Genomic DNA, 24,260 nt, shown 5'->3' with positions numbered 1-24,260 from the left:
GTTTTGGGAAAAGTAAGTCCGAAGCCTCAACCTGATCAAGTAAGCGTGCAGATACATGGACTTCCCAAGTTAAGGATTTCGCTCACTGCCGAAATCCTTAACAAACCCTTGACATTATTACTGCAAATAGATATAGACATATAGTAGTAACAGGATATAATACCAAATCCGGTTAATATTCTAATTTAGATAAATTAATCAGGAAAAAGACGAAAATTAGAGGAATCCAATGAGCAAAGACCTCGAAAATATCAAAATGATTGAGTTTCAGCAGCCCATTAACTGCTGCAACGTCACTGCGATCGCTTATGCATTGACAGCACTAGAATGTCCAACGACTATTGACGATATATTCTACGTAACCAGACTGCCGATTGCCTCGGTTCTAGATGACGGGATGACCCTTGCTGAGACCTATGACACCTTAACCAAGTACGTCGAGGGTGCTAAATTACCGTTCTCTGTAATCATGGAGCATTTCGACAAACCGAGCATGACACTTGATGTCTTTATCAAGGAAGTTGAAAGGGCAGTCTCGGATAACAAGGATATCCACATCCTAAACTTCAGTGTTAGCATCGCCCACGATAATGTCAATTTAGGGGGGGGTCACTTCTCCTTGGTGGCAGACTACGACTCAACTACCAAAGAACTGACTGTCGCCGACACCAATCCCAAGAAGTACACACGCTTTTGGAAATGTCCTATAGAGCAAATGTATAAGGCTTGCGTAGACAAGGATAGTTCCTCGTCACGCTCCCGTGGCATGATTGTAGTCCGGAAGCTTGAGGGCACAGAGCAGTAATTGACATAGTCCAAGACTAACGCTATGGGTTATAGTCTTGGATTCTTGGTAGCAGCTGGCATCGGTGCAATCTTTGATGCATAAGCAATATCAATCTTTTGTTACTCTCCGAAGTAACCAAGTAACAAAAAAGCCAGATTATCCATCAATAAAATAAGGTTGAAATTGATTCATAACATGAATTAAATCGTGCAACCCAAGCCATAACTAAAGATTATTAAAAACAGTTTGGCATCCACTTTCATAATTCCATTGTTGATGGATAGAGAAATCAACACCAGTATTTTTGATATCATAATAAATTGGGTGAGATTGGTTTAAGGAAAAAAACAACGACTGAATTATAAAGGGATTCTTTAAAATAGAACCTAGATAACCGCCATAATTCTTGCTTCAAAAGCTGCCCTCTCAACAGGGTTAATAAAGATTGCTCCAACTATTGTAAGAATCTATTCCACGAATGAATATGAGTAAAACCCTTACCCCTCCTAAATCCCAATTTAACTGGCAACCAGACCTTACTGCACCAATCCCAGTCAATGATACTCCTGGTGTAAGTGAATTTATCCAAGAAACCCTTGCCCTAACCAAACGCCTGTTTATTCAGCTGCAACGGCGTCCTTCTACCTTAATGGCTGGTATTATCCAGCCCCTAATGTGGCTAATCCTATTTGGGGCATTATTCCAAAACGCTCCTCAAGGGATTTTTGGCGAGAGTTTGAGCTATGGCAAATTCCTAGGTGCAGGGGTGATTGTGTTTACCGCCTTTGCCGGAGCACTCAATGCTGGCTTACCGATCATGTTTGACCGGGAATTTGGTTTCCTCAACCGCTTACTCGTAGCTCCGTTAGTATCTCGCTTCTCTATTGTTGCAGCCTCAGCCATATATATAATCGCTCTGAGTTTGCTGCAAACTGTGGCAATTGTCACCGCTAGTTCCTTTTTAGGAGCTGGTTTACCGAACTTAGCTGGTCTGGCGATGATTGGCTTGATTGTGTTCTTGCTGGTGGTGGGAGTCACAGCTCTCAGTCTCGGACTAGCATTTGCTCTACCCGGTCACATTGAACTAATTGCAGTCATTTTTGTTACCAACTTACCCCTACTGTTTGCCAGCACAGCCCTTGCTCCTCTCTCCTTCATGCCCAAATGGTTACAGGTGGTAGCCAGTCTTAACCCCCTCAGCTATGCCATTGAACCAATTCGCTATCTCTATCTTCACAATGACTGGTCTGTTGGTAGTATTGTGATGCAGGCTCCCTGGGCATCTATTACCTTTGGCCAATCCCTGTTGATATTGCTTGGTTTTAGCACAGTCGCATTACTCGCAATTGCCCCACTACTGAGCCGCCGGTTGTAATTATTCTTCCTAGGGCCGCGGGCCCTAGGATCCCGTGAAAGAATTAATATTAACTCATCGCTTTTTCTGGATGGTTGACTATTGACAGAATCGCGTCAACAGCCCAAAATGAACCTGTAACAATTGTGCAGGTTAACTGTGCAGGTTAACTCAGGTTAACTATATATAAATCTATAGCAGAATACCAGTGAGATTTATCCATTGAGGGGGGATTTCTATGACAATCAGCAACCAATCTGTTTTTACTGTAGCTGTATTGAGTGTAGCCCTTGGCATTACTACAGCGTTACTGCACGGGTCCGCTACTGCCCAAAGTATAGGTACTATTCGAGCGGATGAAAATTTTAATAATCCTAACGAGCAAGACACGTTTGGGGGGTTTGGAGACAGTGGTTTCAACGCTTTTGATTTAATCCATAATGCCCAATTGGGTACAGTTGACATCAATCAGTTCAATCAGGGACAGTCTCAGAGACTAGACGATGCTGCTTCTGAGTTTCGGCGTTTACAATTGGAACGGTTGCGCAATCCCCAAATAGTCTCTCCAGAAAACCAATATCCAGAAAACCAGCCTGCTACGTCTGGAGTTAGCGAAAGTTACTGATAATCTTAGACATTTTGCATCAGGTTTGGATCACGATTGATATCAAGTTCAGTTAATCATTTGATTTACAGGTCATACCATAGATAAAATAGCAGTTCTCAATACCCAATTGAGAACTGCTATTTTATGATATAAACTGTCGGATATCAAGCTCAGAAATTAAAGGAGATAGACCTTGAGGTAAACGTTTGGGGCATCGGGTAATTATCCCAGCTGTAGTTTCCCATTAGATGAAATAAATGATAGATTCCTGTGTGAATCCAGTTTTCTAAATACAGCTTCTGCTCTGAGGATAACTGGTGTAATTCTTGGCTTTTCGATGATGCTTCACTATTGTCTATAACTTCGTAATGATTCGGAATTCTGCTAAGGACATAAACAATTAAATCCTCGCGTATGTTAGACTGGTAAAACATGTATTGATAGGGAAACTCCGGATACGTTGCTAAGACGTTTTCAATTTCTTTAATCACTATCGATGTAGTTACGTGAACAAGGGTTTTACCCATAGTTTACACTCCTTTTGCCAACCGGTTATTGTCCACCGGTTTATTAATCAATATATAGCGTATTTTAAGCCCTGTTTTAAGTCAATGGAAGTATTCTTAACTGCTGATTAATTGCTGCTAATATTTCCTGACTCTCTACAGGTTTGGTTAGATAATCATTGGCTCCCAGTTCCTTAGCTCGAGCATAGCCATCCTCCTTGGAATCACTGGTTAGAAATATAAACGGTGTTTTCGCTGTATTTAACCTATCTCGTAATATCTGTAGAAGCTCATACCCATCAAGGGATGGTATATTAGTTTCAGAAATAATTAAATCAGGTCGGATAACTTTAGCTAAATTTAACCCGAGCCAACCATCTTCTGCAGTAAGGACATTAAAGCCTTCTAATTCCAGTAAATCTGAAAAATTTGAGCGCAACAGTTTATCATTTTCAATTAATAAAATTGTTTTGTTCATCGCTCCAGCCTCTATAAATTCATGATCAAGATTAATCCCCAACTTGCAGAATCTGTTCTAGCAAGAGGCGATCGCTAGTTGAGCTACCGAAGCATAACTTATCTTTTGCCAGAGTACTGAGATCTAACTGACCATTTGGTTCAACGCTAAAATCTTGACCCAACACTAACCCTTGCTCCTGAAGCTTCTTGATTGCGACAGTCATCGCTACTGCCACTAAGTCAAGTTCGGGCATCAAATAATCGGGATGACGCAATAGCCACTGACAAGCATCAAGGTTAATCTCTGGTAGTCGATAAACCGCTGCCAGTAAGACTTGCTCAATATAAGTGGGACTGGGTAAAACAGTCAGAAAGTCTTTAAGAGATTTGATAAATGTTGAGTCTTGACTCTGAAATACATCCACAGCTAATCCGATGTATGACTCATAGTCCTGGGCTTGGCTGGTACCCATATCTCGTTCCTTGGTCAAGGGCAAACTCTTGATACCCAGGACAACTGGTGTGAAGGTTTGTCTCCTCTGGTGCTCTGGGTGGTGAGGATAAGCTAAATCGATCCTAGGACTGATCGTGGGACTCAGGGATAATTGCTCCAAAGGAGTGGCGTTGGAACAATTACTGGAACTGCTACCTTTGTTTGAAAAAATCATACCCATACCCCGAAGTTCAACCCAAGATCTATTTACCTTACCTAAAAATATAAATTAGGGCGCAAATGTGAAGAGATTGTGATTAGACTTCGCGGCAGTTGTCAGGGAATAGGGAATAGGGAATAGGGAATAGGTGTCAAAATTGACTTAGAAGCTATCCAAAATGATTGCTTAGTTATTTTTGCAAGAGGTCTATTGGGTAGGGTGCTAACTTATGGCTAATCGGTAAGATCTCAAAGGTGAGTGCTATGGAATCTTTTTACCTCACCCAATTTAGAACTGCGTTTGCCAGCAATTAATCTATCATGAAGTTCTTGATAATTGGCTGCCGGGTTGGGAGTTTCAATAAAACCTAGCACTGCGATAGCTCAATCGAGCCAATTAAGAATCCCTTGGATTTCCTCGACCAATTCCATAGGTTTAAACGGCTTGGTAATAACTCCAGTTACCCCCAAATCTAGAAACTGCTTTTGCTCGCTGCTCCTAGCTTTAGCTGTTAGCAAAATGGTTGGGATGTCCGCTGTCACTGCATTAGCTTGTAACTGTCGAAATGTAGCCGGTCCATCCAGCTCGGGCATCATGACATCTAGGAGAATAGCATCAGGCTGATCTGCCTCAGCCTTAGCTAATCCCTCTTTACCAGAAGCAGCTGTCAACACTTCCCACCCTGTTGCTGCTTCTAGAGAAAATTGGATGATTTCTCGAACCCCATCATCATCATCAATCACTAAAATGCGCTTAGTTGTCATCTTTCCCACCTTCTGCTGCTGCTGTTTGTTCTGGTAAGGTAAAATAAAAACTGCTGCCTTCACCAACAGTACTCTCAACCCAGATTTTGCCTCCGTGCTGCTCCACTATATTACGGCAAATCGCTAACCCTAAACCCGTCCCTCCCTTTTTACGGGCATCGGAGGCATCAACCTGTTGAAAACGCCCGAATATACTTTCAAGTTTGTCAGCCGGAATTCCCCTACCTTGGTCTTTAACGGTAAACAAGATCGTGGCACTGTTTGGGTCAGGGGGTGAGGTTTTTTCTGGTTCCTCTGGCTGTTGGAGTTCTACAGTTAACCATAGGCTAGAACCTCTGTCTGAAAATTTAATCCCATTGCTGAGTAAATTGGTTATGACTTGAATAATGCGATCGCTATCAGCCTCGAATTCAATTTCAGATTCAATGGCTTGGGGCGAGACTTCCAATTTAATCCCAGCTCGATTAGCCATCACCTGCACCTGATCAACAGCTTTAACCATCAACTCAGCTGCATTCACTGGCTGCTTCGACAAACGGATCTTACCAGATTCCAGACGTTCCAGCTCCAAAATATCGTTAACTAGTCGCACTAAACGCTCAGCACTATCAGCGGCAATGCCAATCACACGCTGTCCTCGTTCAGACTGAGGTTGAATTAGACCAGTTGATAACAGGTTCAAGGCACCATGAATTGACGTTAGGGGGGTACGGAGTTCGTGGCTGACCACGGACGTGAATTCATCTTTCATCCGTTCAATAGCGTAGCGCTCAGTAATATCTTCCCCAATACTCATGGTGCCAATTGCCTCTCCCTGGAGATTTTGGAGTAGGGTATTATTCCAAGCAATGATTTTTTCTTGCTTTGACTTGGTGAGAATCGAGTGCTGATAGTGAGGTTTAAAGTCTGGCTCTAGGATGTCCTGGAAGTATTGCTGTACTGACTGTTGCTGGTAATTGGGCAGGAAGTTTTCAAACCAGTCCTTGCCTAAAACTTCTGCTTCTGTGTACCTAGTCAATTCTAGGAAGAACGGATTGACATACTCCACTTTACCCTCTCGGTCTAGTCCCACCACCACCAGTCGCACATTTTCGAGAAGGCTGCGCCACCGTCGCTCTGATTCCTGTAAACTAGCAATTAACTGGGTACGTTCTTCTTCAAATCGTTTGCGTGAACTAATATCTCGCTGCAACACTAAGATATAGCTAATGTTTCCTTGGGTATCATGAACCACTGAGTAGGAGGAGTCTGTGGTAAGAACAGTCCCATTTTTGCAGACAAACTCAATTTCTTGACGATGGGTTCCCTGCTCCAGTAAAACTGGAAACTGTTGCTGGCAAATATTTTGGTATGTGGGGGTAAAGAACTCTTCTAAGCGATTACCGATCAATTCTGATTCAGCATAACCCGACTGCTGGATGACAGCCGGGTTCACTTGCTCAATCATGCCCTGAGTATCTAATATATGGATAAAATCTGGGGCAGATTCAAACAACGAGCGGAATCGTTGTTCGCTTTCGAGTAAAGCAGCTGTGCGCTGTTGAACCCTAATTTCTAATTCTCGATTGAGTTGTTGTAATTCTCGATTGAGTTGTTGCAGTTGAGCTTCTTGCTGTTTACGCTCCGTGATATCCGTAGTGATGCCGTGAAGATGTACAGAGGTGCCATTATCACGCCTAACCACACGAGCGCGATCGTTCAGCCAGCGAATTTCTCCATTACTGAGCTGAATTCTATATTCTAAATCCCACGATTGACGACGGTTTTCTTGAACAGCTCGCCATGCCTTATCAACAGGATCAAAATCTTCTGGCACAACAAACTGTCGCCATAAGTTGTCTTGATCGCTAAATAGCTCGAAAGTTGGGCGACCGTAAACTTGCTCGAAGGCTATATTAACATAGCGCAGTATCCCAGAAGGCAGTGATACTGACCACACCACGTCTTGAAGAGAACTCATAATTGCTCGGAGCCGCTCTTCGTTGGACTTCAGCGCCTTTTCATTTTCTTGAAATGCTTCTTCTGTCTGCTTGCGATCGCTAATATCCGTAATTGAGCCAACCACTCGCACTGGATCACCTGCTTCATTCCAAAGTGCTTGTGCCTGGTCAAGAATCCATTTGTAACTGTCGTTGTTGCACCGTAAGCGATACTCTTGAACATAATAGGAGGTTTTCTGGGCTAAGTGATCCTCCATGGCTTTGATCACCTGGTCTAAATCATCGGGATGGATGTGTGTCCGCCATTGATGGTTATAGTTTCCGATGTCGTAGCTTTCATCATACCCCAGCATTTCCTTACATCGGCTGGATACAAAGGTTTCATTGGTTTTGGGGTTCCAGTCCCAAATTCCCTGATTAGCTGCCTGTAGTGCCAATTGCCAGCGTTGCTCACGTTGCCGTAAGGATTGCTCTGCTAAAATACGCTCTTCAATTTGAGATTTTAGCTCCTGGTTGAGCTGCTCAAGTCCAGCCAGACTAGGTGAATTTTGGATTCGAGGTATAATAGAGTATAATTTTATGGCAGTGTAGACAGAAACTATAGCTGTAATTGCTTTAATAGAGCCTGATAGCCAGTAAGCTGGATCCCAAACGGTCCATAGTTCCATCAGGTGAGTGGTGCCACCGCAAATAATAAACGCCCCAAACAACATCAATAGTCCCTTGAAAGGCAGATTCTGCCGCTGCCTAATCAAGTAGACTAGCAGTATGACAATCAAATAGTAGGCTAGGGTAATGAGAGCATCACTGATCAGGTGCAGCCAGATCACGTTAGGCTGCCCAAGGTAGCAGTTACCTTGGGGAATAAACGTTTCGGCAAATAGGAGATAGTCAAAGAAATTGATCATAATCAGGTTGACAATTGACATGATTGCTGACAGTCAACCGTTAACCATCAACTGTGAATAAAATGTGATCAACTCTACTATGTCCGATCTCCAAATTCTATGTCCACTAACTGACCATAGTTATTTATTTATCTGACAACATTTGATTCTTCTGTGCTATCATACTAAGTCTTAGTTGGCTGCGCTCAATGCGATTCAACACCCGAGCCAAAAGTTCTGGTTCCTTGATTGGTTTTTGTACGTAATCATCTGCCCCTGCCATAAACACTTGCTGCACAGTTTCAGCATCTTGAGCAGCTGAGAGAAACAGCACCGGTAACTCACCCCAGCGAGGGTCATTGCGTACCACCTGACACAGGTCAATACCGCTAAATTCCGGCATTTGCACATCCAAAATCAGTAAATCGGGAGTACACTGCTCTATGGTCTCCCAGAACTGTTGTGGATCGTTTAGTAAAGTCAATTGGAATCCCCAAGGTTCTAGCACAGTGCGTAGATGATCCAAGATTTGAGGGTCATCGTCAACAATCAATAGCTTTGCCTGTGGTGGACCAGATTGTTGCAACACTTTAGCGATCGCATCCATCACCTTTTGAGGTGCTACAGGCTTCTGAAGAAAACCCCGTCCCCCCAAACGAGCCACTTTGACTCGTTCAGCAAAACTCTCTTGAACCGTAAGTACTACCACAGGTACAGGGGGCTCAGTTGTTTTCAGTTCTGCTAACAGCTCTAAACCATTTCCCGCTGATTCAGGAAAACACAAGTCTAGGAGTACCACATCGGGGCGGTTACGAGCAATTGCTTTTCGGGCTTGAGATATATCACCGGCCACCTCAACCTGCATTTTCCCGGCTGCTACCTCTGAGGCTAACCCTTGCGCTAGTTTTACATCATCATCCACAATCAATAGTCGTGGGGAGTGGGGAATCGGGAATCGGGAGTTGGTAATCGGGAGTGGTTGACTTTGAGTAGGTTTTGGAAGGTTATCCTCGGTCTCTAGTTCTTGTCGTAGTTCTACCACTAGTTGAGACAGATGTGCTATTACCTCCTCACTAGCTTTTTTCCCAGATTGCAATATCTGCTCAATCTCACGGGATTTGAGAGAGCCTTGATCAAAACCAAAGCTACCGAGGGAACCGGCTAGGGTGTGTGCCTCCCCTAAAGCCTCCTGTCGCAACTTTCCGGTAAGATTACCATCTCGCCAATCCGTCACCGCCCGCTCCAATACATTGAGCCGCTTGATATACTTTGACTTCTGCTGCTCCCAAATGGCACTTAGTCCTGATTGCTTTGGTTCTTCGGATTGAGCCTTAGGGACTGGGGAAACGGAACTATCACTCTTGCTCTTTGATTGTTTCAGGTTAGATGGTGTCTTTTTAGCTACTTTTTTGCCTTTGTTTTTCTCAGTCTTTGTTTGACCTGAACCTTCCTCAGGCAGTTGTCTGAGCCGATACCCCAAGCCGTAGACGGTTTCAATTAAATCATTTTTGACTCCAGCTTCCTTGAGTTTCCGCCGTAAACTTTTGATATGAGCTCTAACGGCATTTTCTGTAGGGGGTTCTTCAAAAGACCAGAGATTATCTAGCAGGAAACTTTGGCTAAAGATGCGGTGGGGATTCCGTAAAAACAGCTCTAATAGACCATACTCCTTAGGTGTCAGATGTAATAGTTCCTGATCGTAGCTGACCTGGCAGTTACTGGGGTCAAGTTCGAGCAATCCCCACTCAAGCACAGGGAGTAGGGGGGTGCTGCTGCGGCGCAGCACTGCTCGAATTCGGGCTAATAATTCAGGTATGTCTAAGGGCTTGACTAAATAATCATCTGCTCCTGCGTCTAAAGCTTCGACTTTGTTAGTGCTGGTGTCTTGGGCAGTGAGGAGTATAATCGGAGTGCGATCGCGTGCGTTTCGCAGCTGCTTGCACAAATCAATCCCCGTGAGCTTGGGGAGCATCCAATCTAGCAAAATCAAGTCATACTTAAATATCTCTGCTAGTGCTATGCCCTCATCCCCATCTGTAGCTAGATCAACCTGATAATGTTGACTAGCTAGCGCTGCCGTTACCACTTTGGCAATACCTTCATCGTCTTCTACTAGCAGGATTCTCACGAGGACCTAACAGCTCCAGCACCAAGGGGATGGGTTAGTTTCTTGATTATATAAATAGAGATTATATAAATAGTCATGACTTCGCCCAAATTCACAAAAATTTAGACGAAGTTTGAGGCTTTTGACTTAGCTTAGCCCATGGCTGTCAAGATATCTTGAGCGTGGGTAGCAGTTTTTACCGTCTCATCAACGTGAGTAATTTTGCCCTCGCCGTTGATAATGTAGGTTACCCGCTTGGAGTAACCGCCACCATCAACATCATAAGCCTTGGTGATTGCGCCATCGGTATCTGCTAGCAGGGTGAAAGGCAGACCATACTTTTCCTTAAATTGTTTGTGGGATGCCTCATCATCCATACTGACACCGAGTACCACCATGTCTTTACCTTGATACTCAGTGTAGTTATCCCGAAAGCTTTGGGCTTCCTTGGTGCAGCCGGGAGTATCGTCTTTGGGGTAAAAATAAAGCACTACAGTTTTCCCCGCAAAGTCGGACAGTGAAACGGTATTGCCTTCGTCGTCTTTGACAGTAAATGCTGGTGCATCCATGCCAACTTGAAGAGCCATAACTTTTGTTTCCTATAGAAATATACTGAACTTATGTATAAAGTTTACAGTAATACGACTTACCTAGTAACTCGACTTTTAGGGTGCCTTCTCTTTAAGCATCATTATACATAAGCGCGTTTGTTGCCCAGTTTTGCCTGGGTCTTGAATAAATTCCAAAATTTCTAGAGTAAACCACCAGAGGTTGGCCTCTAATGTCAAAAAAACCTTAATATAGAAATAATCGGCGGTCAGTATAGTTCTGAGATTTAGTAACTGTGGCAAGAACTTCAATTCAGTCTCAAGGTAGCCAGCCTATTCAATATCCTGACCGAACTACTAAGCGTGCAGAGCAAGCAATGCGCTGTTTGCCATTCCAAATGCCTCTATTGGCAGCGATGCGTTCTAGCAGTGTTCCACTCTTATCTATAGTAGGTCTTGAAGGTGTGGAGAGAAACTACACAACGCGCCCTAGGTCGGAATTGGCAGTAGAAAGCGATTTAATGTGGTTGATTCAAGTGGGTGTATTACGTCGAGAAGTAGACGGTCAGGGAATTACGGATAGTTTTCGACTGACACCTTTGGGTCGTCAGTTGTTAGAAAAGTGGGAACGGCTTGGAGAAACCTTACCTCCACCCTCACTATCAGATCGACTCGATCATACCTTGAATCGCTGGCTAAGATTGTCGGTTTAAATCAAGTTGGTGACAGGGTGATATCTCAAATTATTGATCATCTAGGCTAGTTCTGACGCCCTAACCCTGAATTATGAAAGCGATTATGGTGGTGGGTACTACATCCCACGCAGGAAAATCCTTGATAAGCACAGCTCTATGTCGCCTTCTTTCGCGACAAGGCTGGCGTGTCTGTCCCTTTAAGGGTCAGAACATGGCTCTAAATGCCTATGTGACACCTAATGGCGGAGAAATTGGACATGCCCAAGCAGTACAAGCTTGGGCTGCGGGTGTCATTCCCTGTGTGGAAATGAACCCAATTTTACTTAAACCCCAAGGTGACATGACCTCCCAGGTCATTCTTATGGGTAAAGCCGTAGGGAAGGTTAGTGCTGGGGAGTACTACGAAAAGTACTTTGATAAGGGTTGGCAGGTGATTGAAGAATCACTGCGACGTTTAACCAATGAGTTTGATTTAGTCGTGTGCGAGGGAGCTGGTAGCCCAGTAGAAATTAATATCAAGCACCGCGACTTGACCAATATGCGAGTGGCGCGGTACCTCAAAGCTCCCACCTTGCTGGTGGTAGATATTGACCGTGGAGGGTCTTTTGCTCAGGTAATCGGTACTCTCGAACTCCTCGAACCAGAGGAGAGAGCTTTGATTAAAGGTGTCGTGATTAATAAGTTTAGGGGTCAGCGATCGCTTTTGGACCCCGGGATAAAATGGTTAGAAGAACGCACTGGTATTCCTGTCGTTGGAGTTATTCCGTGGATTGATATACTGTTTCCCGCTGAAGATTCCCTTGACTTACTAGATCGCAACACCAGGAACAAGTCCAATAAGGAAGTCACTATCGTAGTAATTCGTTTACCTCGAATTTCTAACTTTACTGATTTTGACCCCCTCGAAGCTGAACCCAGCGTCTTTTTGAAATATCTGTCACCAAACGAAACCTTGGGATATCCAGATGCAGTGATTCTCCCAGGGACAAAAACTACCATTGCGGACATGATGGTACTCCAAAAAAGTGGCATGGCTGAGCAAATTCAAAACTACGCTGCCTCAGGTGGGACAATTTTGGGAATTTGTGGGGGATTCCAAATGCTAGGCAAAACCCTAGTTGATCCCGATGGATTAGAGGGTAAACAGGGACGTCATCCAGGATTAGGCTTGTTGCCCTTAAAAACCTTGATTACCAGTGGCAAAGTTGCCCGTCAGCGGATGGTGACCTCCAATTATCCCCAAGTTGGCTTACCCATTACCGGTTACGAAATTCATCAGGGGCGTTCGCGACTGCTTGAGGCGGAGATGGGAGATAATAAATCTGCTTATCGAGCGTTATTCGATGACCATGGTTTGGGCATTGTTGACGTGAATCAATCAATTTGGGGCAGCTATCTCCATGGCATGTTTGACAATAGTCCTTGGCGACGTTCCTGGTTGAATCAACTGCGCTCCAGACGAGGGCTACCTTCTCTCCCTACTGGGGTTGTCAACTATCGGGAACAACGAGAAGCGCTTTTGAATTCACTGGCTGATACTATCGAATCTCATCTTGATTTAACCCCGATTTTAAGGTCTTAGACCGTTAACTATCAGATTAGTTTTTTCAAAAGTAAAAAGTAAACTTGAGAAGGGAAAATGGAAACTGGAAAATCGTTAAGGGAAATTATAAATTAAAACTTAAACAATTAACTAAAAAATTAACAATAAAAAACTAACAGATGAAATGACTAATCAAACATGAGTGTAAGCGTTCGCTTTCTACCAGATGATGTGACAGTTGAGGCCGAAGTCGGAGAACCCATCCTTCTAGTGGCTGAACGTGCTGGTGTGTTCATTGCCACAGGTTGCCTGATGGGTTCTTGTCATGCCTGTGAGGTAGACATAGAAAATGGACCGACTGTCTGTTCTTGTATCACTGCTGTACCTGCAGGTTATGAACAGCTGACGATTAATCTCTACTCTGACACGAATTGGTAGTCTATAAATACCATGGCAATTGGCTTTGGTCAAGGTCACTATTAGAATTTAGAATTTAGAATTTAGAATTTAGAATGGTGAATTGGGAATTCTACATTATCAATTCACCATTCTGCATTCTGACAGACAACCTTGGCCAAAAGGCCACGCGCTTCGCAGCAAAGCGGGACGAAGTCCATCGCGTTCAACCTACCCTACACCGAATCGCCTTGGGTTAACAACCTTGAACCTTGGCCTTTGGCCACGCGATCGCGTTCAACCTCCAACCTTCAACCTTCAACCAATTTGCCATTAGCAATTTTCTCTGGTAACTGCTCAATAATGCCACCTCCAAGCACCAGCTCCCCGTCATACAGAACAGCAGCCTGTCCTGGGGTGATGCTGAATTGTGGTTCATCGAACACTAATTTGATCCGATTTCCTTCTAGAGGAATCACATTCACAGGTACAGCAGGTGAGCGATAGCGAACTTGCACAGAAGCTCGAATCGGAACAGTAGGTTCCTGAATCGATACCCAATTGACCCGATGAACCGTACATTCAGGTTGGGTGGCTTGGTGGCGTTCCCCTACAATTACCCGATTCCTGGCTGCATCCAGGGCAATCACATACAAGGGATTGGGAGCAGCTATACCTAGCCCTTTCCGTTGTCCAATGGTGTAGTGGTGAATTCCCTGATGTTGCCCTACCACATTTCCATCCAAGTCCACGATGTCACCTGTGGTTTGGGAAATATACTTGTCCAGGAACTTCTGCATAGAACCGTGGGATTCGATTAAACACAAGTCCTGACTTTCTGGTTTATCAGCAGTCTTGAGATTATACTCAGCAGCAAGGCGTCGCGTTTCTGTTTTCTTCAGTTCTCCCAAAGGAAATAGGGAAGCCGCCAGCAGGTCTTGAGTCAAGTCATACAGGAAGTATGACTGGTCTTTTGTCAAGTCTAGTGCTCGCCGCAATTGATAGCGATCGCATTCGGCATCATAAGTAATCCGGGCATAGTGACCTGTGGCTATTTTATCAATCCCCAATGTCTCATGGGCATAGGTCAGCATCGGACCAAACTTCACTGCCTTGTTGCACTGAGAACAAGGCAGTGGAGTAATCCCCGATTGGTAACCTGACACTAAGTAATCCACAATGTTTTCCTGAAAAACATCGCGACTGTCCACAATATGGTGGGGAATCCCTAATTGTTCACAGATAAACGCTGCATCGACCATTCCCTCAGAGCAGCATTGACCCTTCCCTTTCATTAACCAAAGGGTCAATCCTACAACTTCGTATCCTTTGTGATAGAGGGTGGCGGCAGCTACGGAACTGTCTACCCCACCAGACAAGCCAACGACAACTTTATTCATCAACTCAACAGATTTCTGCCTTAGGGAGGTATTGCATTGTATAGTATTATTGTAGTCCTCCTGACCCTTAAGTCCTTCTACCTTAAGTCGAGTGGGCAAAGTGGGATTTCACTCCTATCCTGGAATCATAGAGTATTAGGATAACTCTGGGAGTATCAGTGTTCATGGCTGGTTTTGGAAATTTGGTTCAAAAAGCGTTTTATCTAGGCGTCGGTATAGCTGCAGCAGCAGGGGAGAGAGCTGGGGGAACCTTGTCCGAAGTGCGAGGTCAAGCTCAGAAACTGGTAGATGAACTGGTAGAAAAAGGGGAGATGACTACCGAGGAAGCCCGTAAACTGGTTGAAGATTTAGTGCAACAGGGGCAACAGCAATCCTCTCAAGCTAACCCTAATGATCCTAAACCTGAGCCGCGCCGGATTGAGATTATTGCTGATGAAGAAGAATCAGCACCACCTGAAGAGCAGAATGTTGACAAACTACGCGAGCAGGTGCAAGCTATGCAAGAAGAATTACGTCGGCTCAAGCGCTAACTTATAGCACTTATCTAGCACTTATAATCAACTTGTCAACAACACTGGTTTAGCACATCATGGTGGTTGAGTAACTATTTACTATGGAAGATGATTGGTCTAAAAGTATTTATGAAACCCTGGAATCAGTGGCTAATATGGTCGATGAGTTCTTCGAGGGTGTCAGTGAGGTGGTTGAGGAGTTTGCCAATGAAGTTGAGGAGTTTGCCAATGAGGTAGACAATGCCATTGGTGCGGAAATTGACCAGTGTTTGCAAGAGATTGTTGAACCGTTTGTTGAGATTTATTTTGACTTTGAGGTTATGGTCAGTGAAACAGACGAGGATTTTCCTGATTCCGTGACACCATCCTCACAGAAACATCCCGCTTGCATAGGTTGCCGTCATTATCACGGTCAAGCCTACGGTGGAAATTTATTAGTCTGCGCTATGCATCCCTATGGTTGGGACACAGAAGATTGTCCTGACTGGGAATCCCATCCTAGAAATTCCTCAAATCGTTTCTAATCCTAGCAAAACCAATGAGTAATTCCTTTACCCAGGAACAAGCATCACCAGAAGTAGACACACCCCAGATTAAATACGGTGAACAGGAGATTGCCCAAGCAAAACTTATTACCTTTCCCAATCCCCGTATCGGTCGTCCCTATCACATAAACATCACCTTACCGGAATTTACTTGCAAGTGCCCGTTTTCTGGTTATCCGGACTTTGCCACGATTTACATCACCTACGTTCCCAATCAACTGGTGGTAGAACTAAAGGCCCTTAAGTTGTATATCAATACATACCGCGATCGCTACATCTCCCATGAAGAGAGTATCAACCAAATTTTAGATGACTTCGTAGCCGCCTGTAACCCGGAAGATGTCACCATCAAGGGGGATTTTAACCCACGGGGTAATGTTCACACCGTTGTAGAAGTGCGACACCAAAAGTAATCGGTACAAAGGTCATAGGTAATCTTGAGGATCCAGTAAACAATTCCGATATAAACGGAAAATATAGCACTTGCGATCAATTCAGATTGACCCTAGGTGGTGGCAACATAGAACTCTTGAGTTTTTGTTTCAACACTAACCAAAGGAAGACCGGAGCATCAAACAGGTATCGCCGCCACAACCGTCGGGGTTCAGATAATAGCCTGTGTAACCATTCCAATCCTACCTCACTCATCCATACAGGCGACCTTGGTTTAGTGCCTGCTTCAAAATCAAGGGTGGCACCTACTGCCATGAAGATTTTAATGTTTGGTAATTGATCTTTGTACTTGTGTATCCACTTTTCTTGTTTAGGCGAACCAACTCCCACAGCTAGTACTGTAGCTCCAGAGTTGTTAACCATTTCTATGATTTCTTGGCATTCAGCTTCATTCTTCTCAAATCCGAATGATGGGGAGTGCGCAGCGATAACAATTTCTCTGCCAACTCTAGCATTGACATTTTCTTGAGCTTGTTTAGCGACTCCTTCTCGTCCACCTAAGAGAAATATTTTAATAGTTTCATTGTTTCTGTGATAATCATAAAAAGCTGGAAAAAAGTCAGATCCAGAAATTTTTTCCTGTATGGGTGACCCCAAGAACCTCGACGCATAATACACAACTTTACTATCACATAATCTATAATCGGCAATTCGATATGCCTTCATGAATTCAGGGTCTTTTTGTAGCTTTACTAAGTGATCGACATTGGGAGTAAAAATAACCCCGCTATCGAGCCGCTTTAAAAGCTCTGACTTTGATATATTATCAATCTCTAAGTTTAGGATTTTGACTATTTCTCTCATGTTTAACCTTTTTACGATGTCTCTCCTAGCTAAGGGATAAGCACTAAAAACAGCCAAGCTTTTCCCAACAATCTTCAGTCTTGGAGCCGAACTCAGTCAATTGGCCATTTACCGATCGGCTAACCAAGTTAGCTTGATACTGTTTCGAGCAAGATTTTATTTGGGAAAGAATAAAATTACATTATCACAGTTTTAGTAATTTTATAGTAGCTCTGAAAAATTATTGGTAAATCCCCTTTTGTCTAGATAGCTGAACCTATAGATCTCCTCTAATTAAACAACAGTAATCCCTTGATGTAGATTACACCAGGGGTTGAAACTATCTCAGGAATTTGACAGAAATCTATTTTGGTATTAGCATTCAACTCTAGTTCACTGTTTTAAGAAGCGATGAATTATCGTTCATGACAGTGTTAATTATTTCACGAAATATTTAATCTAATTGTCACAGCATGAACTAGATCGTATCGAGGGGAGAATTGGTTACTAATCATAACATTCTAGATTAGAGTCAACTCTGATTGAATCAATCAGGCTGTCTGTCTGGGAATGATTCAATTTTCCATCCTCCTAGTAACTTTCGTTCTGCTTAGAGTTTAAAACCCTCAACTAATGTTATCTCTATAATCCTTAGAAAAGGTAGCCTTGTCTAGGCTTTATTTAGGCTTTATTTAAGCTTTATTTAGATGTTATGTATTAGGGAATTAATTTAATTGAAATTACTTGTTTTTACTGTTGCACAAGTCCTCCTTTATGGTTGATTGATGATTAGTTAATGGTGGATTTTACCATTAATATCATAGCCTATAGGCGAGTCCAGGCTAGTATTTTCTCTGAGCTTAATAAAATCTTTAAATAGTCTTCATCGACTCTACATAAATGAGCTAACGATGGTAATTTTTACTGATCGCGAGTCGTTGTGTTGATCAGGTAGTCTTGATCAGGTTTATGCTTTATTTTAAGAAGATTTTTTAGCAGGGAGGAGCTCGCCAGCCGAGTCTGAGAATTAGTCGAGCTAACAAATGCCTCAACTCTTTGCTACTTATAGAATGAGACTAAATAGTGTGATCGATAGCAGTAGTCTTTACAGAAACTTTATAAAAGTCTACTCTAAGATTCATCGATCCTTCAACCTTCATCTATGTGAAGCCGACTATCGTTATTTGTAAGGTTAGATGCTGAGCTAAACTAGGCAAACTAATTAACCTACCAGAAAACTATCCACACATCTACCAACCACAACAATGAGAAACCCAGTAATTGCCATTGGCTTGGATGCTGCCGACCCTGCCTTGATAGAGCAATGGATATCTCAAGGGCATCTGAAAAATCTGCGTCGCTTACGAGAACAGGGATCTTACGGACGTCTAAAGACATACGAATACTACCGGGCTGAGACTCCGTGGACAACATTCCTCACTGGTTGTACTCCTGAGCAAACAGGGTACTGGGCACCTCTGAAAATTAAGGAAGGCACTTACGAAGTAGAAGACATTCAAGCCTACGACTTTGCTGAGTATCAACCCTTCTATGCCTTGGGAGATGACTATCGGGTGGCAGTCTTTGATATACCTCAAGCTCCCCTGTCCAATCAGGTCAATGGGTTGCAAGTCCTTGCTTGGGGAGCTCACTCTCCTCAGACTCCCAGTCATTCCATACCCAAATCCTTGCTACAGGATTTGATTGATAAGCATGGTGAGCATCCTGTCTTACGCAAAGACCATGCCAGTATTATGGATGTGGAAGCACTCAAGGGTCTTCAGGCACAACTGGAGATTGGTATCGCCCGCCGGGGTGCCATTTGTCAAGACTTGTTGCAGCAGATGCCGTGGGATTTCTTCTTAACAATCTTTGGTGAAACCCATACTGCAGGGCATTACTTCTGGCACCTGAGTCAGCAGGATCATCCTCTCTACCCATCTGTAGGTGCTAAATGCCCTGGAGATCCCGTGTTAGAAATTTTTGAAGCTATTGACGAAGCCATTGGTGGAATTTTGAGCAAAGCCCCGGATAATGCCCAGGTCGTAGTATTTGCTGCCCATGGTATGGGGTCTAACGTCATGGATCTACCGAGTATGTTGTTCCTGCCAGAATTTCTCTATCGCTGGAGTTTCCCAGGTAAATATGGCATTGGTCGTGGCAACTATGGTCAACCCCCAGAACCCCTAGTCAATGATGCCAGGGCGAAAAAGGGTTGGATGGGGAAAGTGTGGAGCCTCAAGCATGAATCGAATCCACTCAAAGGTTTTTTAAGACGTCAACTCCCTACCAAACTTTTCAATCCTATCGCACCCTTGTTTGGTTCCACTCCTGGACCAGATCTCATTTCTCCGTTCAAGATGCAGGCAGAATCCGATCCATTCTTTTTCCAGAGTCCATCGTGGTACCAACCCTGCTGGCCTCAGATGAAAGCATTCGCGCTGCCTAGTTATTCGGAAGGATATATCAGGATTAATCTCCAGGGAAGGGAACCTCACGGTATTGTCCCCCCTGATCAGTACGATGCTGTATGTGAGGAATTGACTCAAAAACTTTACCAGCTTAAAGATGCTCGCACTGGGGAACCAATGGTGAAGGAAATTATCCGCACCCGCCAATCGGCAACTGAAACTGGTCCGAAATTACCTGATGGTGACTTAGTCGTGATCTGGCAAGAAAAATATGCCACTGACGTAGTAGATAGTCCCGATATTGGACGCATTGGTCCAGTTCCCTTTAATCGTACTGGTTCTCACCGCTCTGATGGCTTTTTGGTGATTCAAGGACAAGATATTGAGCCAGGTTCTAGTTTACCAGCTGGTCATTCTCTAGATTTAGCCCCCACTATTCTGAATTTGATGGGAGCGCCGATTCCTGACTATTTTCAAGGTAAGCCCCTCTCGGCAATTAAAGAAACTGTTGTGGCTGGTTAACTGAAAATTAACTAGTGACTAATTTTAATTAGTCGCAAAGGGAATTGAGTGTTTTCTGTTCAGTGTTTTTTGTTGAATGTTGTTGAGTGTTGATCGTAAGTCAACACTCAAACACTCACCGAAACCCCCCTATACTAAGTGTTATCACGTGTTATCACTAAGTAATAGCACTAAGTAATAGTTGTGAACCCAGAGATTCTTCAATGTCCATTCTCAAGTTTTGGATAGCAGGGTTAATTACTACCGTAGCAGCAATAGGTGTATCCGTTCCCAGTTGGGCTCTACCACTGTCTCCTGGCGATCGCCTTAGACTCTTTGTGGCTGGCGAAGAAGAAATCCCGGAAGCTGAACGCTTCAGTGCCACCTATGAAGTTAATCTGGATGGTTACATAAAATTCCCCTACCTAGACCCGATACTGGCAGCGGGTCGAGAAGTATCAGAAATCGAGCAAGACCTAGTCAAGGCTTTGCTGGAAGGGGGCTTTTTTCATGCTGATTTCCTCAAAGTCAGCATTCAACTCTTTGAGTGGGCTCCAATTCAGGTAACTGTGGGAGGAGCTGTTTTTGAACCTGGTCGGGTTTTGATTAATGATACGGATTCTAAAGGTCGAGACTTACCGGCATCGATTGCTACTGTCTCAGGAGACTATCCTCCAGAACGCTACCTAACCTTTGCCATTTTAACGGCTGGCGGCATCAAACCAAATGCCAACATTGAACAGGTGCGCTTGGTTCGGGGTGAGCAGGAACAGGTAATTGATTTATCTGGTGTGTTCACCGGATCACCAGTGGAGGATATTCCCTTGATTGCTGGAGACCAAATCATTGTTCCGACTCGGGAGTTGCCTCAATATTATCTAGCCAGACCTTCCCAGCTGACTCCCTCAACTATTCCTGTGTTTATCTCCAATCTCACTAATCCCAATAATGGACGTGACCTTAGAATCCAGGAAGTTGAATATGGCTCCCGTCTATCTCAAGCTGTAATTGCTGCTAGTTGTGTTGGAGGCACAGAAAGCACAAATGCAGATCGCCGTGCTCTGTTACTGCAAACTGACCGTACTACTGGGGAAACCCTGGCAATAGAACGTTCTGTAGAGGACTTGGTGAAGAAGCCTAATGATGACCAAGTTAATCCAGTGCTGATGCCAAGAGATAGTGTCGCTTGCTATGATTCAACGGTCACTAATGTCAAAAGTGTTTTTGACTTTATTGGGGATATCTTCAATCCCATTCGGATTATTAAAGACATATTTATACCATAATTCATATTTAGGATAGCTCAAATGTTATAATTAATGCATCTATCACAAGTTATAAGCTCACGAGATCTGACTCTTCATCAGGGGTGTATTGGCTACGGGTTTAAGCCATTGCTTGATAGTGGGGTAAAACTCTCTGCCAAGTCTTTCATAATAGAACAAAATATCAAAAATCATAACTTAAGACTACAACTTAAGACTACAACTTAAGACTACAAATGTGGATTTGCCAGGTGAGATGCTCCAATGACTACTAATTATAAGACCATAGCCCCATATCCCTATGAAAAATCAAATCTCATGCCTCTACGTTGGCTATTTTACTTGTGTTTGGGGATATCCGTTAATGCCGGAATTTGGGGCTTAACATTTTTTTATTTGAAATCAGCTCAGCCAACTTATACCAGTACATGGGCAGTATCACTTCCTGTCTCAGGCTCATCCACCAGAATTAATATCCCAGAATTAGGGGGAGCGAGTTCAGATGTTAGGTCACCATTTGGCGATCGCTCCCATGACCCGAGGGAAAAGATGAAATTCATTGCGGAAAGTAAGCCGGTGCTTAAGGATGCTGCCAGTATACTGAACATGTCCTCTCAAGAGCTGGGCAAGCCTAGGGTCAAAATAGTAGACAATTCAACTATGATGGCCTTTGAAATCAAAGGAGACTCTGCTGAGGAAGCCCAACAGAAAGGTTTTGCTATGCACCAGGCTTTCCAGGAGAGACTTGAACAACTTAGGCAAGAAGAAGTAGTAGAAAATCAGCTACCAATTCAAGCTGATTTGGAGGCAGCTAAGAAAAATTTAGCAGATATTCAGAGACGTCTGTCTGAACACAAAGCTAGAACTGGATTGAACTCGAAAGAACAAGTTAACCAGCTATCATCCACTATAGAAGCCTTACGACAACAACAAATCGATTTGTTAGCCCAAGGGCGAGAAGCAAAAGCCAATCTCAGCAACCTCTCAGCTAATCTAAAGTTGTCATCTGGGCAAGCTGCTGATGCTTTTGTACTTAAGGCTGACCAGATATTTCAGCAAACCCTAAGGGAATACAGTCAGGCTACGGCAGCCCTGACGGTTTTGAGTTCCAAATACGGTTCCAAGCATCCATCTGTAGTAGACGAAAAGAGCAAGCAAGAAAGTGCTAAAGCAGCTTTGCTAGAGCGTAGTCAATCTCTGTTAGGTCGCCCCATGTCTTTGGCAATTATCGACCAGCTCAGTGTTAACTCTGGGCCTGAAACTGGTTCTTCCAGGGAAAATTTGCTGCGCCAAATTGTTGAGGTGGAAGCACGGCAAGAGGGTGTGGAAGCTAGAGCCTGGGTATTAAGCAACCAGATTGCTGAGCTGGAAGCCAAACTCAGACAAATGAGCCAGGATGCCTTGAGGATGGAGATCCTAGAACGCAATATGCGCATTGCGGAAACTATCTATGCTTCAACCTTAACTCAATCAGCGATTGGTCGATTCAACCAATCCCTTTCCTATCCCCAAGTTCAGCTGCTAGCTGAACCAAGCTTACCCCCAGACGCGATAGCACCGAAAAAGTCATCGGCTTTACTTGGTGCAGCAGCTGGTTCCTTGTTAATTAGTGCAGGACTATTTTTACTCTGGTTACGTCCCCATTTGCAAGGTAAATCACAGCCCTCAATCTACAACAAAGTAGAATCGTTTAACTCTGATGTTCCACCCTTACGTTCTCAACCATTAAATAATAGCTTGACAACATCTAATAGCTTAACATCGCCAATAGGAAACCAAAGAAAAGATTTTTGATGCAACTAATCCATTTTTTATCAAGCTAGACATCATAGACTGGCACCAGTAACCTAAGCCATTAGGCAGGCTTTAATGAAACCGCAAAACTTTGAAGAAAAAGTAGTTTTCTATTATATAATTTCCACCTACTTATTATTTGTTTTAGGTGCACAGTTTGTTTTTGCCCCAGCCTTAGCTTGGCTGCTAACCTTTTATCTAATTAAAAAGCTTTGGCAGCAAACATCAGATACTCCACCGGAAGAAAGGATTCGGATTCCGATTGGAGTCTGGGTCTGGATTGTTTGCATATCATTCATTGGCTTAGCCTTAGTTATGGGTCATTTAGATTGGGGTTTCTCAACTGTTAAAACTATAAAATCCTTTATTAACTCCTTTTTGAGAACTTGGGCGCTTCTGGCCTTATTTCCTTTAATTGGTTCCCTCAACATCCGACCACAAATAATCTATAGAGCAATTTCTATCCTTTCTCTACAAACTCTGATCTTGGTACCACTTACCTATGGGTTAAGTCTGACTGGGTTAGAGATGCCCTTGTATACTAGCAGCCTCATGGCAAAAATTGGGGGTAACAGTGAGCGTTACTATGCCATCAGTCCTTACGTGATAAAAAGTGGTGAAACACGCCTTTTCTTATTTGCGCCTTGGGCTCCAGCATTAGCATTTGCCTGTAACGTACACTTTTTCCTTAGTAGTAGAGACCCGGACATAAAGTGGCGTTTTATTGGCATGATTGGCTGTGCTGCTGCAATTGTGGGTTCAGTATCCCGGATGGGGATAATCTGCTTAGTCGGTATACCAATACTGGTAACATTTTTGGTCAATCTAACCGAACCCGCCATGCAAATTACGGCAGGAATAGGCAGTTTTCTTGGTGGTCTATTTGGTCCCCAACTGCTGATGATAGCTAGAAACTTGAAAGACTCTTTTTCCAGTCAAAGATCTGCTTCTTCGCGGGTTAGATCGGCCTTAGCCAGGCTTTCTCACCGTAAGTGGGAAGAAGATGCACCGATTTGGGGTCATGCCATTATAGTGGGGAAAGGCCCTGATGTTGTCGCTAAAATGCCTATTGGAAGCCACCACACTTGGTATGGTGTTTTATATACTCATGGAATCGTCGGGTTTATGGGAATCTTAATTCCTATAGTCTATACTTTTATAGAGCTTTTAATTAAAGCTCAAAGGAGTAAACTTGCCACAACAGCACTAACAATACTATTAATTTGTATCCTGTTCTCGTTTGGGGAAAATATAGAAACATTAGCTTACCTATACTGGCCTGGTTTGGTTGTAGTAGGAATGGCACTAAAATAAAAATGCTCAAAGGGTTTGTCTAGACCTCTTGTGGTA

23 protein-coding genes are annotated in these 24,260 nt (G+C 43.6%); 14 read left to right on the top strand and 9 right to left on the bottom strand.

Annotated features, from left to right (window positions below):
• The first annotated feature begins 229 nt into the window (after nucleotides 1-229).
• The 3 genes from F6K51_RS13050 to F6K51_RS13040 all read left to right on the top strand — a co-directional run bounded on the left by F6K51_RS13050 (nucleotide 230) and on the right by F6K51_RS13040 (nucleotide 2,766).
• On the top strand, nucleotides 230-805 hold the full coding sequence (locus F6K51_RS13050; RefSeq protein WP_293020868.1) for a phytochelatin synthase family protein: 576 nt from the start codon (nucleotides 230-232) through the stop codon (nucleotides 803-805).
• Nucleotides 806-1,271: 466 nt separating this feature from the next.
• Nucleotides 1,272-2,162: an ABC transporter permease gene (locus F6K51_RS13045; RefSeq protein ID WP_293020867.1), complete on the top strand. Its 891-nt coding sequence runs from the start codon at nucleotides 1,272-1,274 to the stop codon at nucleotides 2,160-2,162.
• A 217-nt stretch (nucleotides 2,163-2,379) separates the two neighbouring features.
• Entirely contained in the window at nucleotides 2,380-2,766 is a 387-nt protein-coding gene (locus tag F6K51_RS13040; protein WP_293020866.1) for a hypothetical protein, read from the top strand.
• Between the two features lie 152 nt (nucleotides 2,767-2,918).
• Here F6K51_RS13040 and F6K51_RS13035 read toward each other — a convergent pair whose 3' ends face one another.
• The 7 genes from F6K51_RS13035 to F6K51_RS13005 form a co-directional block, all read right to left on the bottom strand.
• The gene (locus F6K51_RS13035; protein WP_293020865.1) at nucleotides 2,919-3,275 is read right to left on the bottom strand and encodes a hypothetical protein; all 357 of its coding nucleotides are present in this window, start codon (nucleotides 3,273-3,275) and stop codon (nucleotides 2,919-2,921) included.
• A gap of 76 nt (nucleotides 3,276-3,351) precedes the next feature.
• On the bottom strand, nucleotides 3,352-3,774 hold the full coding sequence (locus F6K51_RS13030) for a response regulator (RefSeq protein WP_293020864.1): 423 nt from the start codon (nucleotides 3,772-3,774) through the stop codon (nucleotides 3,352-3,354).
• Complete coding sequence (locus F6K51_RS13025) at nucleotides 3,764-4,381, bottom strand: hypothetical protein (protein ID WP_293020863.1); 618 nt, start codon at nucleotides 4,379-4,381, stop codon at nucleotides 3,764-3,766. Before F6K51_RS13025 ends, F6K51_RS13030 begins: the two co-directional genes overlap by 11 nt.
• Nucleotides 4,382-4,749: 368 nt before the next feature.
• Nucleotides 4,750-5,130 (bottom strand): response regulator, encoded by a 381-nt coding sequence (locus F6K51_RS13020; RefSeq protein ID WP_293020861.1) that lies wholly within the window; start codon nucleotides 5,128-5,130, stop codon nucleotides 4,750-4,752.
• On the bottom strand, nucleotides 5,120-7,999 hold the full coding sequence (locus F6K51_RS13015) for a PAS domain S-box protein (protein WP_293020860.1): 2,880 nt from the start codon (nucleotides 7,997-7,999) through the stop codon (nucleotides 5,120-5,122). Before F6K51_RS13015 ends, F6K51_RS13020 begins: the two co-directional genes overlap by 11 nt.
• Before the next feature lie 103 nt (nucleotides 8,000-8,102).
• A complete protein-coding gene (locus F6K51_RS13010; RefSeq protein ID WP_293020859.1) occupies nucleotides 8,103-10,085 on the bottom strand; it encodes a response regulator in 1,983 nt (660 codons plus the stop codon).
• A 131-nt stretch (nucleotides 10,086-10,216) separates the two neighbouring features.
• Complete coding sequence (locus F6K51_RS13005; RefSeq protein ID WP_293020858.1) at nucleotides 10,217-10,651, bottom strand: peroxiredoxin; 435 nt, start codon at nucleotides 10,649-10,651, stop codon at nucleotides 10,217-10,219.
• 257 nt (nucleotides 10,652-10,908) lie between these two features.
• Between F6K51_RS13005 and F6K51_RS13000 the strand changes: the two genes are divergently transcribed.
• The 4 genes from F6K51_RS13000 (at nucleotide 10,909) to F6K51_RS12985 (ending at nucleotide 13,583) form a co-directional block, all read left to right on the top strand.
• Complete coding sequence (locus F6K51_RS13000; protein ID WP_293020857.1) at nucleotides 10,909-11,325, top strand: Npun_F0494 family protein; 417 nt, start codon at nucleotides 10,909-10,911, stop codon at nucleotides 11,323-11,325.
• Nucleotides 11,326-11,398: 73 nt separating this feature from the next.
• Nucleotides 11,399-12,889, top strand: coding sequence for a cobyric acid synthase CobQ (gene cobQ / locus F6K51_RS12995; RefSeq protein WP_075895506.1), 1,491 nt, complete (start codon nucleotides 11,399-11,401; stop codon nucleotides 12,887-12,889).
• 159 nt (nucleotides 12,890-13,048) lie between these two features.
• Entirely contained in the window at nucleotides 13,049-13,288 is a 240-nt protein-coding gene (locus tag F6K51_RS12990) for a 2Fe-2S iron-sulfur cluster-binding protein (RefSeq protein ID WP_293020856.1), read from the top strand.
• Between the two features lie 82 nt (nucleotides 13,289-13,370).
• Nucleotides 13,371-13,583 (top strand): hypothetical protein, encoded by a 213-nt coding sequence (locus F6K51_RS12985; protein ID WP_293020855.1) that lies wholly within the window; start codon nucleotides 13,371-13,373, stop codon nucleotides 13,581-13,583.
• Here F6K51_RS12985 and mnmA read toward each other — a convergent pair.
• Nucleotides 13,558-14,646 (bottom strand): tRNA 2-thiouridine(34) synthase MnmA, encoded by a 1,089-nt coding sequence (gene mnmA, locus F6K51_RS12980; RefSeq protein WP_293020877.1) that lies wholly within the window; start codon nucleotides 14,644-14,646, stop codon nucleotides 13,558-13,560. The genes F6K51_RS12985 and mnmA overlap by 26 nt on opposite strands.
• Nucleotides 14,647-14,810: 164 nt before the next feature.
• On the opposite strand from mnmA, the gene F6K51_RS12975 reads away from it, so the two are divergent.
• The 3 genes from F6K51_RS12975 (at nucleotide 14,811) to queF (ending at nucleotide 16,116) form a co-directional block, all read left to right on the top strand.
• On the top strand, nucleotides 14,811-15,176 hold the full coding sequence (locus tag F6K51_RS12975) for a hypothetical protein (protein WP_293020854.1): 366 nt from the start codon (nucleotides 14,811-14,813) through the stop codon (nucleotides 15,174-15,176).
• A gap of 83 nt (nucleotides 15,177-15,259) precedes the next feature.
• A complete protein-coding gene (locus tag F6K51_RS12970) occupies nucleotides 15,260-15,682 on the top strand; it encodes a hypothetical protein (protein ID WP_075895512.1) in 423 nt (140 codons plus the stop codon).
• A 14-nt stretch (nucleotides 15,683-15,696) separates the two neighbouring features.
• Entirely contained in the window at nucleotides 15,697-16,116 is a 420-nt protein-coding gene (queF, locus tag F6K51_RS12965; RefSeq protein ID WP_075895514.1) for a preQ(1) synthase, read from the top strand.
• 76 nt (nucleotides 16,117-16,192) lie between these two features.
• On the opposite strand, the gene F6K51_RS12960 is transcribed toward queF, so the two are convergent.
• A complete protein-coding gene (locus tag F6K51_RS12960) occupies nucleotides 16,193-16,960 on the bottom strand; it encodes a WecB/TagA/CpsF family glycosyltransferase (RefSeq protein ID WP_293020853.1) in 768 nt (255 codons plus the stop codon).
• A 1,244-nt stretch (nucleotides 16,961-18,204) separates the two neighbouring features.
• Here F6K51_RS12960 and F6K51_RS12955 point away from each other — a divergent pair.
• From F6K51_RS12955 to F6K51_RS12940, 4 genes are all read left to right on the top strand, one after another.
• Complete coding sequence (locus tag F6K51_RS12955) at nucleotides 18,205-19,872, top strand: alkaline phosphatase family protein (RefSeq protein WP_293020852.1); 1,668 nt, start codon at nucleotides 18,205-18,207, stop codon at nucleotides 19,870-19,872.
• Between the two features lie 203 nt (nucleotides 19,873-20,075).
• Complete coding sequence (locus F6K51_RS12950; protein ID WP_293020851.1) at nucleotides 20,076-21,137, top strand: polysaccharide biosynthesis/export family protein; 1,062 nt, start codon at nucleotides 20,076-20,078, stop codon at nucleotides 21,135-21,137.
• 243 nt (nucleotides 21,138-21,380) lie between these two features.
• Nucleotides 21,381-22,910, top strand: coding sequence for a hypothetical protein (locus F6K51_RS12945; protein WP_293020850.1), 1,530 nt, complete (start codon nucleotides 21,381-21,383; stop codon nucleotides 22,908-22,910).
• Between the two features lie 75 nt (nucleotides 22,911-22,985).
• Nucleotides 22,986-24,224: an O-antigen ligase domain-containing protein gene (locus tag F6K51_RS12940; protein WP_293020849.1), complete on the top strand. Its 1,239-nt coding sequence runs from the start codon at nucleotides 22,986-22,988 to the stop codon at nucleotides 24,222-24,224.
• The last annotated feature ends 36 nt before the right edge of the window (nucleotides 24,225-24,260 follow it).

This window comes from Moorena sp. SIO3I8 (assembly GCF_010692325.1).
In the GTDB taxonomy this organism is placed as follows: Bacteria; Cyanobacteriota; Cyanobacteriia; order Cyanobacteriales; family Coleofasciculaceae; genus Moorena.
The sequence above is the reverse complement of the archived record's forward strand: the minus strand, read 5'-3'. Positions and strand labels throughout refer to the sequence as shown.